Origin of the sequence: Vreelandella lionensis (assembly GCF_002087295.1) — a bacterium.
Taxonomy (GTDB): domain Bacteria; phylum Pseudomonadota; class Gammaproteobacteria; order Pseudomonadales; family Halomonadaceae; genus Vreelandella; species Vreelandella lionensis.
This window is the reverse complement of sequence record NZ_MWVI01000094.1, coordinates 63,171-78,547: the sequence shown is the minus strand read 5'-3', so window position 1 is coordinate 78,547 and position 15,377 is coordinate 63,171. Positions and strand designations below refer to the sequence as shown.

13 protein-coding genes and 5 pseudogenes are annotated in these 15,377 nt (G+C 53.9%); 16 read left to right on the top strand and 2 right to left on the bottom strand.

Features of this window, described 5'->3' with window-relative positions; genetic code table 11:
• Positions 1 to 28 precede the first annotated feature (28 nt).
• On the top strand, positions 29 to 946 hold the full coding sequence (locus tag B4967_RS14265; RefSeq protein ID WP_083025917.1) for a LysR substrate-binding domain-containing protein: 918 nt from the start codon (positions 29 to 31) through the stop codon (positions 944 to 946).
• Here the strand turns inward: B4967_RS14265 and B4967_RS14260 are convergent.
• Positions 943 to 2,036, bottom strand: a pseudogene (locus B4967_RS14260) (bifunctional nicotinamide-nucleotide adenylyltransferase/Nudix hydroxylase). The gene B4967_RS14265 and the pseudogene B4967_RS14260 overlap by 4 nt on opposite strands.
• A 178-nt stretch (positions 2,037 to 2,214) precedes the next feature.
• On the opposite strand from B4967_RS14260, the pseudogene B4967_RS14255 reads away from it, so the two are divergent.
• Positions 2,215 to 3,113: pseudogene (locus B4967_RS14255) on the top strand (YihY/virulence factor BrkB family protein).
• A 17-nt stretch (positions 3,114 to 3,130) separates the two neighbouring features.
• A complete protein-coding gene (gene yccX, locus B4967_RS14250) occupies positions 3,131 to 3,406 on the top strand; it encodes an acylphosphatase (RefSeq protein WP_083025915.1) in 276 nt (91 codons plus the stop codon).
• 29 nt (positions 3,407 to 3,435) lie between these two features.
• On the opposite strand, the gene B4967_RS14245 is transcribed toward yccX, so the two are convergent.
• Positions 3,436 to 4,386, bottom strand: a complete 951-nt coding sequence (locus tag B4967_RS14245; protein ID WP_083025913.1) for a D-2-hydroxyacid dehydrogenase — start codon at positions 4,384 to 4,386, stop codon at positions 3,436 to 3,438.
• Positions 4,387 to 4,584: 198 nt separating this feature from the next.
• Here B4967_RS14245 and B4967_RS14240 point away from each other — a divergent pair, with 198 nt between their 5' ends.
• The 13 genes and pseudogenes from B4967_RS14240 (at position 4,585) to B4967_RS14180 (ending at position 15,367) form a co-directional block, all read left to right on the top strand.
• On the top strand, positions 4,585 to 4,860 hold the full coding sequence (locus B4967_RS14240) for an FmdB family zinc ribbon protein (RefSeq protein ID WP_044630077.1): 276 nt from the start codon (positions 4,585 to 4,587) through the stop codon (positions 4,858 to 4,860).
• A gap of 67 nt (positions 4,861 to 4,927) precedes the next feature.
• Positions 4,928 to 6,709, top strand: a complete 1,782-nt coding sequence (gene aspS / locus B4967_RS14235; RefSeq protein ID WP_083025911.1) for an aspartate--tRNA ligase — start codon at positions 4,928 to 4,930, stop codon at positions 6,707 to 6,709.
• Between the two features lie 82 nt (positions 6,710 to 6,791).
• A pseudogene (gene ruvC / locus B4967_RS14230) lies at positions 6,792 to 7,344 on the top strand (crossover junction endodeoxyribonuclease RuvC).
• A gap of 68 nt (positions 7,345 to 7,412) precedes the next feature.
• Positions 7,413 to 8,021, top strand: a complete 609-nt coding sequence (ruvA, locus tag B4967_RS14225; protein ID WP_083025985.1) for a Holliday junction branch migration protein RuvA — start codon at positions 7,413 to 7,415, stop codon at positions 8,019 to 8,021.
• A gap of 55 nt (positions 8,022 to 8,076) precedes the next feature.
• A complete protein-coding gene (gene ruvB, locus B4967_RS14220; protein WP_083025909.1) occupies positions 8,077 to 9,114 on the top strand; it encodes a Holliday junction branch migration DNA helicase RuvB in 1,038 nt (345 codons plus the stop codon).
• Entirely contained in the window at positions 9,111 to 9,527 is a 417-nt protein-coding gene (gene ybgC / locus B4967_RS14215; RefSeq protein ID WP_083025907.1) for a tol-pal system-associated acyl-CoA thioesterase, read from the top strand. Before ruvB ends, ybgC begins: the two co-directional genes overlap by 4 nt.
• Before the next feature lie 11 nt (positions 9,528 to 9,538).
• Complete coding sequence (tolQ, locus tag B4967_RS14210) at positions 9,539 to 10,234, top strand: protein TolQ (RefSeq protein ID WP_083025905.1); 696 nt, start codon at positions 9,539 to 9,541, stop codon at positions 10,232 to 10,234.
• A gap of 11 nt (positions 10,235 to 10,245) precedes the next feature.
• Positions 10,246 to 10,683, top strand: a complete 438-nt coding sequence (tolR, locus tag B4967_RS14205) for a protein TolR (protein WP_083025903.1) — start codon at positions 10,246 to 10,248, stop codon at positions 10,681 to 10,683.
• Positions 10,676 to 11,834, top strand: a pseudogene (gene tolA, locus B4967_RS14200) (cell envelope integrity protein TolA). The gene tolR and the pseudogene tolA overlap by 8 nt, the downstream one beginning before the upstream one ends.
• Complete coding sequence (tolB, locus tag B4967_RS14195) at positions 11,834 to 13,120, top strand: Tol-Pal system beta propeller repeat protein TolB (protein WP_083025901.1); 1,287 nt, start codon at positions 11,834 to 11,836, stop codon at positions 13,118 to 13,120. Before tolA ends, tolB begins: the two are co-directional and overlap by 1 nt.
• Before the next feature lie 45 nt (positions 13,121 to 13,165).
• Positions 13,166 to 13,711, top strand: a complete 546-nt coding sequence (pal, locus tag B4967_RS14190) for a peptidoglycan-associated lipoprotein Pal (RefSeq protein WP_083025899.1) — start codon at positions 13,166 to 13,168, stop codon at positions 13,709 to 13,711.
• A gap of 48 nt (positions 13,712 to 13,759) precedes the next feature.
• Positions 13,760 to 14,572: pseudogene (gene ybgF, locus B4967_RS14185) on the top strand (tol-pal system protein YbgF).
• Between the two features lie 33 nt (positions 14,573 to 14,605).
• Positions 14,606 to 15,367: a YciK family oxidoreductase gene (locus tag B4967_RS14180; protein ID WP_083025898.1), complete on the top strand. Its 762-nt coding sequence runs from the start codon at positions 14,606 to 14,608 to the stop codon at positions 15,365 to 15,367.
• Positions 15,368 to 15,377 lie beyond the last annotated feature (10 nt).

The following is a 15,377-nucleotide window of genomic DNA, read 5'->3' as shown; positions in this document are numbered from 1 at the left end:
ATCAACGTTCAAATAACAGGAGTCATGGGTGAATCTAGAAACAAAATGGCTAGAAGACTTCGTCGCACTGGCGAACACCCGCAGTTTTTCTGCCTCTGCCCGACAGCGCCATGTCACCCAGCCTGCGTTTAGTCGGCGTATTCGGGCATTAGAGCAGGCAGTTGGCGTCACCTTAGTGGACCGATCAACGACACCGATTGGCTTAACCTCAGAAGGGCAGCTTTTTTTGGTGACTGCCCGCAACTTAGTCGAACAGTTAAACGAATCGCTCAGCCATTTGCGAGGGCTATCCATTGCCAACGAAGCGTTAGATATCGTCGCGGCGCACTCGTTAGCGCTCAGCTTCTATCCGCCGTGGATTTCTAGGCTACAAAAAGGGTTAGGGGAGTTGCCAACGCGTTTGGTTGCCATGAACGTTGGCGAAGCCATTCATGTGCTGCGTGAGGGGAACTGTGACTTAATGCTGGCCTACTACGACCCTTTCGCCACAATGCAATTAGATGCGGAGGTATTTCCTTCGTTTTCTATCGGTAAGGTCAAGATGCTTCCTGTTTCGCTGCCTGACGAGCATGGGAAACCGTTGTTCTCTTTGCAGCGCGATAGCTCCATTCCTTATCTGGCTTATACCCAGGGGGCGTTTTTAGGTCGCAGCGTGCGGATGCTGCTGAAAAACGACCCGCTGCGTATGAAGCTAAGAACCGTCTATGAAACCGCCATGGCTGAAGGCTTAAAGGGCATGGTATTGCAAGGCGTAGGGGTTGCCTGGATTCCAGACTTCTGTATTCGCGAGGAGCTAAAAAGCGGCAAGCTTGTGCGAGCCGGTGATGAGAGCTGGGATATCCCGCTGGAAATTCGCCTCTATCGCTGCTCGCTGGTCCACAAGCCGGGAGTAGAGCGCCTATGGCGGCAGATGATGAAACTGCCGCGTGATTTCCTGCAGGCTTAAAGGGACCCAAAATCCGCAGGCAGGCCGAGGAAATTCTGAATAATAAAGAAGTGATCTTCAAAGAGGCTCTCTGGCTCCAAGTCGGCGAGTGCCACCCAACGGGCATGGTCGCCGCCCTTAACAGGTTTAAGGCGCGGTAACTGCTGGTCTGGGCGTAAAGCAAAGTAGAACGCTTCGGCCAGTGTGCGCCCTCGCCAGCTACGGTGGGGCTCATCAAACAGCCGCTGACCTCGCAGAGAGCCTTTCAATACCGGTTCTGGCACTTTTAAGCGCAACCGTTCGCGCAGCTCACGTAAGCAGGCATCTAGTAATCGCTCATGGGGGTTGATAAACCCGCCGGGTAGCGCGAATAGGCCTTTGCCGGGGCCGCAGTACGTTTCACCAGTAGCACGTGCCCTGACTGCACAACCACCGCGTTAACGGTGACAAAGATGGGTGGGTAGGGCGCCTGTGACCATGCTTGTCGATACTGATCGAGCAACTGCTGCTCTTCCAATAGTCGATGATAGGCCTCGCCTTTGCAGAATTTACCCACGCTTTCTACCACGCCAGGGGGCAAGTCATGGTAAGCCCCCGTACTGAGATAATCATCGGTTGAGCCAGGTGAGCGGAAAAGCCGCTCTCTAATTTGGCTGGCCGAAATGCCCTCCACGAGCGGTACACTCACCGACTCCCATTGGGGAAAAAGCGATAAATAGTAGCTGGACTGCCCACGATTTGCGCCGATTAGACCAATCCTTGGCAACCGTGCATTGGCGGGAGCTGCTAAATCGCGCACTTTCCGCTGCACGTCCCTGACCCATACATCGTCGTTGTAAAGCGCATCCAGAAGCGGAGTGATTTCAAGTCGTTGATTATCCGCATTATCAAATCCTGAGCGGATCATGGCTTGGCGCTCATCAAAATGCCACGGGTTACGAAGCGAGCGCGCCTGCCAGGAGGAGCCCACCATGACGATTACCTGTCGAGCCTGTTTAAGGGCTTCACGGATGATGGCAAGGTGGCCTAAATGGGGAGGCTGAAAGCGACCAATAAATACTAAGCAATCAAAGTCATAAGACGTTACAGACCGAGCTGCATCTGAGTTCATTGCGTGTCCTTGATTGCTGAAAATGTGAGAATAAAGCGTGGCCATTATGGTCGGCCCCATCAGCCTCTGCAACGCAATCATACCTGCGCTGAGCGTTTTCATTGGGTATGCTTATTGATTAATCAGTATATAAGCGTTGTATGAAAACGCTGTGATTTGCTTTTAAGGGAATGTGATGATGCTTAAGCGCACGCTCGTTTTTTGGTGGAAGGTAATTCAAGATGCAACGTCACTCTGGCTTGAGCGTAACGCGTTTAGCTACGCCGGGTCGCTGGCGTTCTACACGCTGTTCTCGTTAGCTCCCACGGTGATTATTGCGGTTACAGTGATTGGCGTGGTCCTCGGCGAAGAGGCGGCTCATGGTCAGATCGTGGCGCAGTTACAAGGAACCTTAGGCACAGAAGCTGCCTTGGCAATAGAGCAGGCGGTTGCCCAGTCTCGCATTGAAGAGTCGGGGTTCTGCCCACAATTCTTGGCTTTATTGCCCTTGTAATCGGTGCAACGACCGTATTTGCGCAGATGCAGTTCTCGCTGAATACCATTTGGGGGGTTAGAGCGAAGCCAAATAGCAACAGCGCACTTATTTTTATCAAAAACCGTTTGTTATCGTTAACCGTTGTACTGTCTATCGGCTTTATTTTGCTGGTGTCGCTAGTGCTTGGAGTGGTGCTTCGCGGCATGCTAGACGCGACAAACGACCTGTTGCCATTTGCAAGCCTACTAACCACCACCGCCGAGTCGTTAATATCGCTTGCCATGGTCGCTCTGCTGTTTGCGACTATTTTTAAAGTGCTGCCCGATGTAGTGCTACGCTGGCAGGATGTCTTCATTGGTGCGGTGGTGACAGCAGTGCTGTTTACCATTGGTCGCAGTGTTATTACCATTTACCTCGCCTACACGGCCACGGCATCCACCTATGGTGCGGCGGGTTCGGTGGTTATGATTTTACTATGGGTATACTACAGCTCGCTTATCTTACTCTTTGGTGCAGCGTTCACACGCTCGTTGCTACTACGACGTGGGCGTCCACTGGTGCCCCGCAATAGCGCTGTTCTGGTTAAGCATGAGCTGCTTTAACGACGGAGGAGTTTGTCATGGCCCATTGCTGCGTACGTGCCTACGTAACAGGAAAAGTGCAGGGAGTATGGTACCGGCGTGCCACTCAAGAGCAGGCATTGATGCGTGGCTTAACCGGCTACGCTAAGAACCTGCCTGATGGCAGGGTTGAAGTGCTAATGTGCGGGCCCTCTTCAGCCGTTGCCGAGCTTAGCCAATGGCTTTGGCAGGGCCCAGAAGGGGCGCGGGTGACCCATGTCACACTTGAAACACTGGATGCTCATCACGCTCCTGACCACTTTTCGACCTATTAGGCACACGTTTAGTGTGCCTAGCTGGCAAGTTAGTGATTCTCTGTCTGCCACGCACGAATATTGTCGGCGGTTAAGCCGACGATGTTTTGCCGTGCTTGGGGCGTGATCCACGCGTTGTGCGGCGTTACGATCAGATTGAGAGGTTCTGCATTCGCCAGCGCATCTAATAGTGCGTGTCCATCTCTGGGTGGTTCGGCAGGTAGCACATCGACGGCTAGACCACCGATGCTACCGCTACGAAGCGCTTCCAGCGCGGCTTCTTCATCAATAATACCGCCACGAGCACAATTGACGATTAGCAGCGACGACTTGGCTTTTGCTAGACGCTCTTTGTTGAGAAGGTGCTTAGTAGCATCGTTCAGTGGGCAGTGCAGGCTAATCACATCTGCCGAGGGCAGCAGGTCATCCAGCGAAGGTCGCTGATCGTTTTGCTCGTTGCCAGGACGGGCGGCAAACGTGACCTGCATACCAAACGCCTCTGCAAGCCGAGCCACTTCAGACCCCAGCTCTCCTTGACCTACCATCACCAACTGCTTGCCAGCAAGCTGGAGTGTTGGATGATCTTGTAAGCAGAAAAAATCACTCGCTTGCCATTTCCCATCGGCAATATCCGCCTGATAGCGGGGTAAGCGATTCGCCAGTGATAACATCAGCATCAGCGTGTGCTGCGACACACTGGCGGTGCCATAGGCCGACACGTTTTTAACGATAATGTTGTGGGCTTTGGCAGCATCTAGGTCAATGTTATTCAAGCCAGTGGCCAGCACGCAGATCAATCGTAACGAAGGAAGCTGTGAAAGCGTCTCAGCATCCAGCCTTACTTTATTGACGACGGCGATTTCAGCATCTGCTAGGCGTTCACGCGCCTGCGCTGTGGTGCTTTGCTGATGTATTTCTAAGTGCGTGACGGCATCACGAATAGCCGTCAAATCAATGTCAGGGCCAAGGCTTTGGGCATCCAGTATGACCGCATTGGGCATTTTATTTCTCCATTAACTGCCGAAAGCCGCTTGGCCTTGCTCGGCAGGGGGCACAAAAGGGTATAATGACCGCTCTATCGACCGCAGTCTTGGAATTTATCCCGACAGGCCACATATTGTCAGCCTGGTAGCATTAAGTTTGCCACGACACTGTCAACATAAAACCTGTCGGAGTTGAGCTTTTCAGGAGCCATCAACATGCCCATCTATGAGTACGAGTGCAAGGCCTGCGGCCATCGCATGGAAAAACTTCAGAAAATTAGCGCCGATCCGTTAACAAGCTGTCCTGCGTGTCAGCAAGATGATCTAGAGCGCTTGGTCTCAGCAGCCGGGTTCCGCTTAGCGGGTGGCGGTTGGTACGAAACTGATTTCAAAACAGGTAGCAAAAAGAATTTAGCTGCCGACGGACAAGCAGCGGGTAGCGCGAAAAGCGATGTCGGCAGCACGTCAACGAAAAAAGGCGCCGCGGCGTAGCCGCGGCTGTCAGGGCCTTTAAAGGCTCAAGACAACTTAATTGCCACGAAACAGAACAGGATTAGACATGCGCAGCCATTATTGCGGCCAGCTTAACGAAACATTGGTGGATCAAACGGTCACCGTTTGCGGTTGGGTTCACCGCCGTCGTGACCACGGTGGGGTTATTTTTCTCGACATGCGTGACCGTGATGGTATCGCTCAGTTTGTCGTAGACCCCGATACCGCCGAGGCGTTTGCTAATGCCGACCGTGCACGCAGCGAATATGTTCTGCGCATTACTGGTCGTGTTCGGCTGCGTCCTGAAGGCACCCAGAACCCCAACATGCCCACCGGCATGATTGAAGTGCTGGCCAAAGAAGTTGAAGTACTGAATAGCGCAGCGACACCGCCTTTCCAGCTTGATGAGCATGGCAAAGTCGGTGAAGAAGTGCGTCTGAAACACCGCTATATTGATCTACGCCGCCCGGATATGATCGAAAAACTGCGGCTTCGTTCGCGTATTTCTCATAACGTACGTGCTTACCTAGAAAACCAAGGCTTTCTAGATATTGAAACGCCTGTGCTGACACGAGCCACGCCTGAAGGTGCCCGGGACTACCTCGTGCCTAGCCGTACTCACGCGGGCAGCTTCTTTGCACTGCCACAGTCTCCCCAGCTGTTTAAGCAGCTGCTGATGGTGGCGGGTTTTGACCGCTACTACCAAATCGCAAAGTGCTTCCGCGATGAAGACCTGCGCGCTGACCGTCAGCCTGAATTCACACAGATCGATATCGAAGCCTCTTTCGTGGAAGAAGACGACATCATGGGCATTACCGAAGCCATGATTCGTCAACTGTTCCAGGAAGTGCTGAGCGTCGAACTGCAGGAATTCCCGCGAATGAATTGGCAAGAAGCCATGGATCGCTTTGGTTCGGATAAACCCGATCTGCGTATTCCGCTGGAGCTCACCGACGTTGACGACCTGATGCAGCAGGTTAGTTTCAATGTGTTCTCAGGGCCGGCCAAGGCAGAAGATGGCCGCGTGGCGGCTCTTAAAGTACCGGGTGGTGCCAAGCTTTCCCGTAAAGAGATCGACGAATACACCAAGTTCGTAGGTATCTACGGTGCTAAAGGCCTTGCCTGGATCAAAGTGAACGAGCGTGCCAAAGGGCTAGATGGCCTGCAGTCGCCGATCGTTAAGTTCATGGAGAACGTGGTCGAAGAGCTGCTTGATCGTGTCGGCGCTGAAGATGGTGACATTATCTTCTTCGGTGCGGATAAAGCGCGTATCGTCAACGAAGCCATTGGCGCGCTGCGTGTCAAGCTGGGTGCCGACCTGAACCTTTACACTCAAGCCTGGGCGCCGCTGTGGGTCGTTGACTTCCCCATGTTCGAAGCCGACGACAATGGCCGTCTAAGCCCGCTTCACCACCCGTTTACAGCGCCCTCCTGCTCGCCGGAAGAGCTGAAAGCAGACCCGGCTAAAGCGCTTTCTCGCGCTTATGACATGGTGCTTAACGGTACCGAACTGGGTGGCGGCTCTATCCGTATTCACAATCAAATCATGCAAAGCACCGTGTTTGAAATTTTGGGTATTGGCGAAGAGGAAGCGCAAGAGAAGTTCGGCTTCCTGCTAGATGCCTTGCAGTACGGCGCACCGCCCCATGGCGGCTTGGCCTTCGGTCTGGACCGCTTAGTCATGCTCATGGCCGGTGCGAAAACCATTCGTGAAGTCATCGCCTTCCCGAAAACCCAAAGTGCTGCTTGTTTGATGACCGATGCACCGGGTGAAGTCAGCGCTGATCAGCTCAAAGAGCTGAACATTCGCTTACGCCAAAAAGCCAAAGCGGAAGCAGCGGGCGAGTAAGACCGCCTTCACGTTTTGACGAGTACAACACCGACGCTTAGCGTCGGTGTTTTTGTTTTAGGCAGTGCCAAGAGAAAAATCCATGGACGAAAAACAGCTGGCGACCACGGTCAGAATTTTAGGCATTGACCCAGGCTCACGTATCACCGGTTACGGCGTGATTGATCTAATAGGCGTGAAGCCTCGCTATGTGGCCAGTGGCTGCATTCGTACGGCTGATGGTGCACTGGAGCAGCGTTTGGCGCCAATATATGCCGGTATTAGCGAAGTGTTTGGCCTGCACCGCCCTGATGCTGTTGCAGTAGAGCGGGTTTTTATGGCTAAAAATGCTGATTCGGCCCTCAAACTAGGCCAAGCCCGCGGCGCAGCATTGGTTTGCTTGGCTAACCATGGGCTGAGTATCGCGGAGTATGCCGCTCGGCAGATTAAGCAAGCGGTAACCCGGACAGGGCGGCGCTGATAAAAGCCAGGTGCAGCATATGGTCACCACGCTGCTCGGCCTGTCGGCGACACCCCAGGCAGATGCCGCCGATGCACTAGCCATTGCACTGACCCACGCTTTTGCTGGCAACGCCCTGGTGGCGGCGACTCCTTCACGCAGTAAGCGCCGTTCATCAGGGCGATGGCGGCTCTAGGCATTACTGGTCATCTGTACAGAGTGGCTTTATAGTGGCTGCTGTTTTGATTGGCTGCGAGGCTTATGATGATTGGACGTTTAACCGGCCTGTTGTTGGAAAAACAGCCGCCCTGGATGGTGGTAGATGTGCATGGCGTTGGTTATGAGCTTGAAGCCTCCATGAACACCTTTGTAGCGCTGCCCGCTCCCGGCGAGCAGGTGTCACTCTATACCCATCTCACCATCCGTGACGATGCGCATTTGGTCTATGGATTCGGTCGAGAGCATGAGCGTGCGCTGTTTCGCGCCTTGATCAAAGTGAATGGTGTAGGGCCGAAACTTGCGTTAGCGATCCTGTCGGGTATGGATGAAGATGCCTTTAGGCGCTGTATCAGAGATGACGACAGCAAAGCGCTCACCAAGCTACCTGGCGTTGGCAAGAAAACGGCTGAGCGGCTTATCATCGAAATGCGTGACCGCTTTCCTGAGTGGGAACATGGCAACGATGCGCCGCTGGCTCTTGAAGCGACAAGCGGGCGAGCCGCTCCAAGAGATCATTTGGCAGATGCAGAAGCAGCCCTGGTGAGCTTGGGTTATAAGCTGACAGAAGCGGCGAAAATGTTAGCCGACGTCGACCCCAATCAAACTACCGAAGCTTTGATCAAAGCCGCGTTAACCAAACGCATGTCCGGTTAGACCAGCACGAGTGCAATAGTGTGTACTCATTAGTCAGCACTCTAGAAGAGTCTTTATGTTAGAACACGACCGATTAATTGCCGCTGAGCCAGAGCAGGGCGAAGTGCGCATCGACTATGCTATTCGTCCGAAACATCTCAAGGACTATATTGGCCAGCCTCGGGTTCGCGAACAGCTTGAGATTTTTATTGGGGCAGCCAGGCTACGCGAAGAGAGCTTGGACCACACGCTGGTGTTTGGCCCGCCAGGCTTAGGAAAAACCACGCTGGCAAATATTATCGCCACTGAAATGGGCGTGGGGCTTAAATCTACTTCTGGCCCGGTGCTGGAGCGCGCGGGGGATCTCGCCGCTATGCTGACCAACCTTGAACCGGGTGATGTACTGTTTATTGATGAAATTCATCGCCTTTCCCCCGTGGTGGAAGAAGTCCTTTACCCTGCTCTGGAGGACTTTCAGCTCGACATCATGATTGGCGAAGGGCCCGCCGCACGCTCTATTAAACTCGACCTGCCCAGGTTTACGCTGGTGGGCGCCACCACTCGTGCGGGGTTGTTGACCTCACCGCTGCGTGACCGCTTTGGTATCGTTCAGCGTCTTGAGTTTTATAACCTGGAAGAGCTTACCGAGATTGTCGCCCGCTCAGCACGGCTATTAGGCGTTGAAACCAGCCATGAAGGTGCCATTGAAGTGGCACGCCGCTCCCGTGGTACGCCGCGTATCGCTAACCGACTTTTGCGCAGGGTGCGGGACTACGCCGAAATAAAGGGCGATGGCGTTGTGGATGTGACATTAGCGGATGCGGCGCTCAATATGCTAAATGTCGATCACCACGGTTTGGATCACATGGACCGCCGTTTACTGCTGGCGATGATCGACAAATTCGATGGCGGCCCGGTGGGCGTTGACTCACTCTCTGCGGCCATCGGTGAAGAGCGCGATACCATCGAAGATGTGATTGAACCTTATCTGATTCAGCAGGGGCTAATGATGCGTACACCAAGAGGCCGTGTGGTGACTCGTCAAGCCTGGCTGCACTTTGATAGGACGCCCCACGAACAGTCAATTGATGTTGAGGGAGAACGTCGGCCATGACGGGCGAATTTAGCATACCAGTGCGTGTATACATGGAAGATACTGACGCCGGTGGAATTGTCTACTACGTTAACTACCTGAAGTTTATGGAACGGGCGCGCAGCGAGTGGCTAAGAGAATTAGGCCTTAATCAGCAAACGTTGCTAGACGAAGGTACACAGCTAGTGGTATACCGCATGGCCTGCCACTATGCCAAACCCGCACGATTGGATGAGGCACTGACGGTAACTGCCAACATTGCGGAAAAAGGTCGTTGCCGGATGACATTTGAACAACTGGTTCGGCGCGACGAGGAACTCTTGTGCTCCGCAACAGTCGAGATAGCCTGCTTAAACGCTACGACACTGCGTCCAAAAGCGTGGCCATTGTCGCTTAACACCACACCCCAGTCGAAAACGACATTAATTGATTGATGAGGGCAACTGTGAACGATAACACCATGTCCATTCCCCACTTAATAATGAGTGCCAGCATTGTGGTACAGCTGGTCATGCTGCTGCTAGTGGTGGGGTCAATCCTCTCATGGGTGGTGATCTTTCAGCGCAGCATTGCGCTACGCCGAGCCAAGCAAGAGTACAACCAGTTTGAAGAGTCGTTTTGGTCAGGTGTTGACCTAAACGAGCTCTACCGCGAAATTCCCGCTGATGATCCTCGTCATGGAGCAGAGCACATTTTCCAGGCAGGTTTTCGGGAATTTAACCGCCTGATGCCCAAAACCCGCAGTGCCGATACGGTACTGGAAGGTGTTCAGCGCAGCATGCGAGTCGCCTGGTCGCGGGAAGAAGACCGCCTGACCCAACATCTTGTTTTTCTGGCAACGGTTGCCTCCGCCAGTCCTTATATCGGCTTATTTGGTACGGTATGGGGCATTATGGGCTCATTCCAATCGCTTTCCATGACCCAGCAAGCCACACTAGCGACCGTTGCACCCTGGATTGCAGAAGCGCTGATTGCCACGGCAATGGGCCTTTTCGCAGCGATTCCCGCTGTTATTTTCTACAACCGTCTATTCAATAACGCTTCTCGCTTACTGGGTAAATACGAAGACTTTGCTGAAGAGTGTCACGCAATCTTGCACCGTAACTTGCAAGGGCGTGACGGCAAACCTAGCGCTAGGTAAGGGAGTCTGCCATGCAAGGTCCGTTCAATCGTAGCGGCAAAAGCAAGCCGATGGGGGAGATCAACGTCGTCCCTTTTATCGACGTGATGCTGGTACTGCTTGTCATTTTTATGATTACTGCTCCCATGCTGACGCAAGGCGTTCAAGTAGATCTGCCTCAAGTCACCTCTGAGCCTATTGAAACCCAGGAAGATAATGACCCGATCATCATCTCGGTAGATCGCGATGGCGGCTACTTTATTACTCTGGGAGAAGATTCGACGGCGGTTTCTCTGGAGCAAATGTCGGAGCGAGTGACTGCTATTCTTCAGCGTCGTCCCGGTACGCCTGTGATGGTGCGAGGAGATCGCAATGTGCCTTATGGCCAGATTGTGCTGCTGATGAGCACGATGCAGAGCTCGGGTGTCGCCAACGTAGGGCTGCTCTCAGAGCCGCCCCAAGATGGTTAAGGGCGAGTCGCACATGGCTGTAAAACCACCGCGTGACCCCCAGGACGTTGGCTATACGTGGCCAACGATTTTGGCTGTCGCTGTGCACTTGCTCGTGATTGTGTTTAGCCTGGTTAAATTACCCAGCATGACAGCCGAGCCAGACTCTTCATCTATTGTGCAGGCGACGTTTGTCAGCACCGAGACCTTTACTGATCAAGCGCAGCAAGTGACAGAGCAGCAGGAAGCGATGAATAACGCTGCCGAGCCAGACGTAGCCGAACCAGAGCCACCCAGCGATGAGCCTTCGTCCGAGCAACAAGCGACTGCGCAGCGCAGCAGAAGCAGAAGCAGAAGCAGAAGCAGCTGAGCAGGCCCGAGCGCTGGAGCAGGCGCAAGCCGAAGCAGAAGCAGAAGCCCAGCGCCGAGCGGAAGAGGCTGAGCGCTTAGCTGAACAGCAGGCTGCCGAAGCGGCAGCACGCGAAGCAGAAGAGCAGCGCGCTCGGGAAGAAGCCGAAGCACAACGCCAGCGGGAGGCGGAAGCAGAGCGTGCACGGGCGGAAGCAGAGGCTCAGCGCCAACGTGAGGCTGAAGAGCAACGCGCCCGGGAAGAAGAGGCCCAACGCCAGCGCGAAGCGGAAGAGCAACGCGCCCGTGAAGAAGCCGAAGCGCAACGCGAGCGTGAAGCCGAAGCACAGCGCCAGCGGGAGGAAGAAGCTCGTCGCCAACGGGAAGCCGAGGAGCAGCGCGCTCGCGAAGCAGAAGCCCAGAAACAGCGTGAAGCAGAAGAGCGTCGTGCTGCTGAGGCAGCCGAAGCGGCCATGCAACGTCAGTTAGCGGGCGAGGCAGAAGCGGCCGCTAATGCGCAGCAGGCCCAACAGGCGGCAAACAGCTTTATTAACATTGTCCGGCGTGCTGTAGAGCAAGCGTGGGTTATCCCTCCAGGAGCGAGCAACGCAATGAGTGCTACGATACAAGTGAGGCTTGGTCCATCGGGTGAGCTACTAGCGACCTCTGTCGCTTCATCCAGCGGTGATAGTGCTTTTGATCGCTCAGCTATGCAGGCGGTGGAACATGCAGCACCGTTTGGCGAGTTACGTGACTTGCCAGCGGAACAGCAGCGTACTTTACGTCAATTTAATCTGCGATTTACCCCGGGGGATGTTCGCTGATGCAAACGTTAAGCAAAGTGTGGCTTTTTTGCGTACTGCTACTAATCAGCAGCGTAGCAAGCGCCAATTTAACCATTGAGATAACGCGTGGTAGCGATCAGGCGTTGCCTATTGGGGTCGTGCCATTCGCAGGCAGCGAAGGCCTACCTGAAGATGTCGCGCAAATTGTACAAGACGACCTTGAACGCAGCGGATTTTTCGCACCGCTAGAGCGTAGTGCTATGTTCGACCGTCCAAGCCAAGCGTCTGACGTAGAGTTTGGCACCTGGAGATCGCTGGACGTGCGTTATCTCGTCGTTGGGCGCGCGCAGCAGACAGGCAACGGTTATGAGCTGCAGTTCGACCTGGTCGATATTAGCGGCCAACGTCCGATGATCAGTGAAACCGTGACTGCCAGTGGTAACGACCTGCGTGGTGCGGCGCACTACATCAGTGACCAAATTTTCGAGGCGATTACCGATATTCGCGGCGCTTTCTCAACCCGCATTGCTTACGTTACGGCTCAGGGCCTAGGCGATAACATGCAGTTTGGGCTGTATGTGGCTGATGCCGATGGCCGTCGAAGCCAGCAGGTGCTGACCTCGGATCAGCCCATTATGTCGCCCGCTTGGTCGCCGGATGGCCGCAAGCTGGCGTATGTCTCTTTCGAAACAGGCAAGGCGTCTATCTACATCCAAGACGTTAATACAGGTCAGCGCGTTCAAGCCACCTCATTTGATGGTATCAATGGTGCGCCAACATGGTCGCCAGATGGCCGTCGTATCGCCATGTCGTTATCCAAAGATGGTCAGCCGGAAATTTACGTACTGGATGTGGCCAATCGTTCGCTGGATCGTATTACTGAAAGTAATAGCATCGATACCGAACCCGCTTGGTCACCTGATGGCCGTAGCCTGATTTTTACATCAGATCGCAGCGGTGGCCCGCAGATTTATCAAACCTCGTTAGGCGGTGGAGAGACCAACCGACTGACCTTTACGGGCAACTACAACGCCCGTGCACGCTTTTCGCCAGACGGTGAAGAAATCTTTTTGATTCACCGTTCCAGCCGCGGTTTCCAAGTGGCGAAGCAGGATCTTGAGGGTGGCCGCTTAGTGGTATTAAGCGAATCAACAAGAGATGAATCTCCTAGTGTTGCGCCGAACGGGACCATGGTAATCTTCGCTACCCAACAGGGTGGTAGCGGAGTACTAAGTGCCGTTTCAGCCGATGGCCGCTCGTCATTTAGGTTGCCCGCAGCACAAGGTGATGTACGTGACCCCGCGTGGTCACCTTTCTTAAATTAATAGATGAACAGCACTAACTTCTGTTTTCAGGCAAGGAGTCTGATTATGCAACTTAAGCCGTTGGCTCGCTCATTGGCAGTCGCGTTATCTATCGTAGTTATCGCTGGCTGTTCCAGCACCGGCGGAACCCAAGACGGAGACTCGTACGGAAGCCAGGATGGCAGCAGTATGGGATCTAATACGTCTGGTGTTGGCACCAGTGGCCAGTATGGCTCAACGTCAGGTTCAGGAGCGGGCGCCGGGCAGCAGGCTGATTCCCGTATCCCCGAAGTACGTACCATTTACTTCGATTACGATCGCGATACCATTAAGAGCGAATACGAGTCTGTCGTAATGGCACATGCACGCTACCTGCGTGCTAACCCGAATGCTCGCGTTGTTCTGCATGGTCATACCGATGAGCGTGGTACCCGTGAATACAACATGGCACTGGGCGAGCGTCGTGCTGGAGCCGTGCAGCGTTTCCTGAATATTCAGGGCGTATCACCTTCACAAATGAGCGTGGTTAGCTACGGTGAAGAGCGCCCGGAAGCGAGCGGCCAAAGCGAAAGCGCCTACTCGCAAAACCGTCGCGTCGTCTTTAACTACTGATAGCATTGGCGTGCCCTCGGCACGCCAATAGCATCATTCGGAGCTATCATGAATCACAGTCTCAAACGCAATTTTGAGAGGCTGTGCGGTGCGGGAGCCTTAGTGCTCCCGCTGTCCGTATTGCCCTTATCACTACTGCCTGTGTCCGCTCTTGCTCAGCAGCCGCTCGTTCAAGACCTCTCTTCAGATTCGTCGAACAGCTTTTATCAGCAAACTCAGCGACAAGAGCCTTAAGGCGGTAACCTTGTGCTCTTTAACCAAGTCCAGGGGCACCAGCAAGAAATTCAGCAGTTACGTGGTCAAATTGAAGAGTTACGCCACCAGCTGGAGCAACTGCGCAATCAAACACAGCAGCAGTATTTAGATATCGAAGACCGCTTGATGACCAGCAGTGCACCAAGCCAGATAGAGCAGGCGACTCCTGAAGTTGAGCCTGAAGCGGCTGAGCAGGTTGTGCAAGCGCCTTCCGCCCGTAATGTAAGTGAAGACGCACAAGCGGCTTATCAAGCTGCATTTGCCCACGTTCAGGCGCGCCAGTTTGAAGATGCTATTGCGGCCTTTGAGTCCTTTGTGGCCGACCACCCAGAAAGTAGCTTGACGGCGAACGGCCATTACTGGCTGGGCGAACTTTATGCTGCAGAGGGTGAGTTAGATGCAGCTGATCAAGCCTTCACGCGCGTTATTGAGCAGTACAACGGTAGTACCAAAGTACCCGATGCACTCTACAAACTCGGCTTGGTTAAGGCGCGTAAAGGCGAAGCAGAGCGTAGCCGCGAGCTGTTGGAACAAGTGCGGGATGACTACCCCCAAAGCAGTGCCGCTGGGTTGGCTAATGACTTCTTACGCCAGTCGGCGGGTTAATACCGTTTACTTTTTTAGCTTCAAGGAAACCTCATGAGCTGCAAAATCGACTATCAACCAGCGCCCAATCTGCTAGAAAATCGCGTCGTGTTGGTAACCGGTGCGGGAGATGGGATTGGCCGCGCGGCGGCATTAACCTATGCCCGTCATGGGGCTACCGTTATATTGCTAGGCCGCACTATTGCTAAACTTGAACGCGTTTATGACGAAATTGAAGCGGCTGGCGGGCCACAGCCGGCTATTTTTCCGCTCAATTTTGAAGGGGCGACACTCAAAGATTTTCACGATATGGCAGAAACGCTGGATAAAGAGTTTGGCCGTCTAGATGGGTTATTGCACAACGCTGGGCTGCTTGGCCGCATTACTCCGTTCGAGCAGTATAATCCCGAACTTTGGGATCAGGTAATGCAGGTCAATATCAATGGTCCCATCTGGATGACTCAAGCGCTGCTGCCATTGCTCCAGGCGTCTGATGATGCATCGGTTATCTTCACTTCCTCCAGCGTTGGCCGTAAAGGGCGAGCGTATTGGGGTGCCTATTCTGTGTCAAAATTCGCCACAGAAGGATTTATGGAGGTGCTGGCTGATGAATTAGAGAATCAGACGAATGTTCGGGTGAATACGCTGAATCCAGGCGCTACGCGTACCCAAATGCGCCGCACTGCTTACCCAGGTGAAGATCCGTTTACACTGCGTACGCCTGAAGAGGTTATGCCCACTTACCTATGGTTGATGGGGCCTGATAGTAAAGGCGTTAGCGGCCAGAAGTTTGATGCCCAGCCGCCACGCGTCTAACGTTTCCACA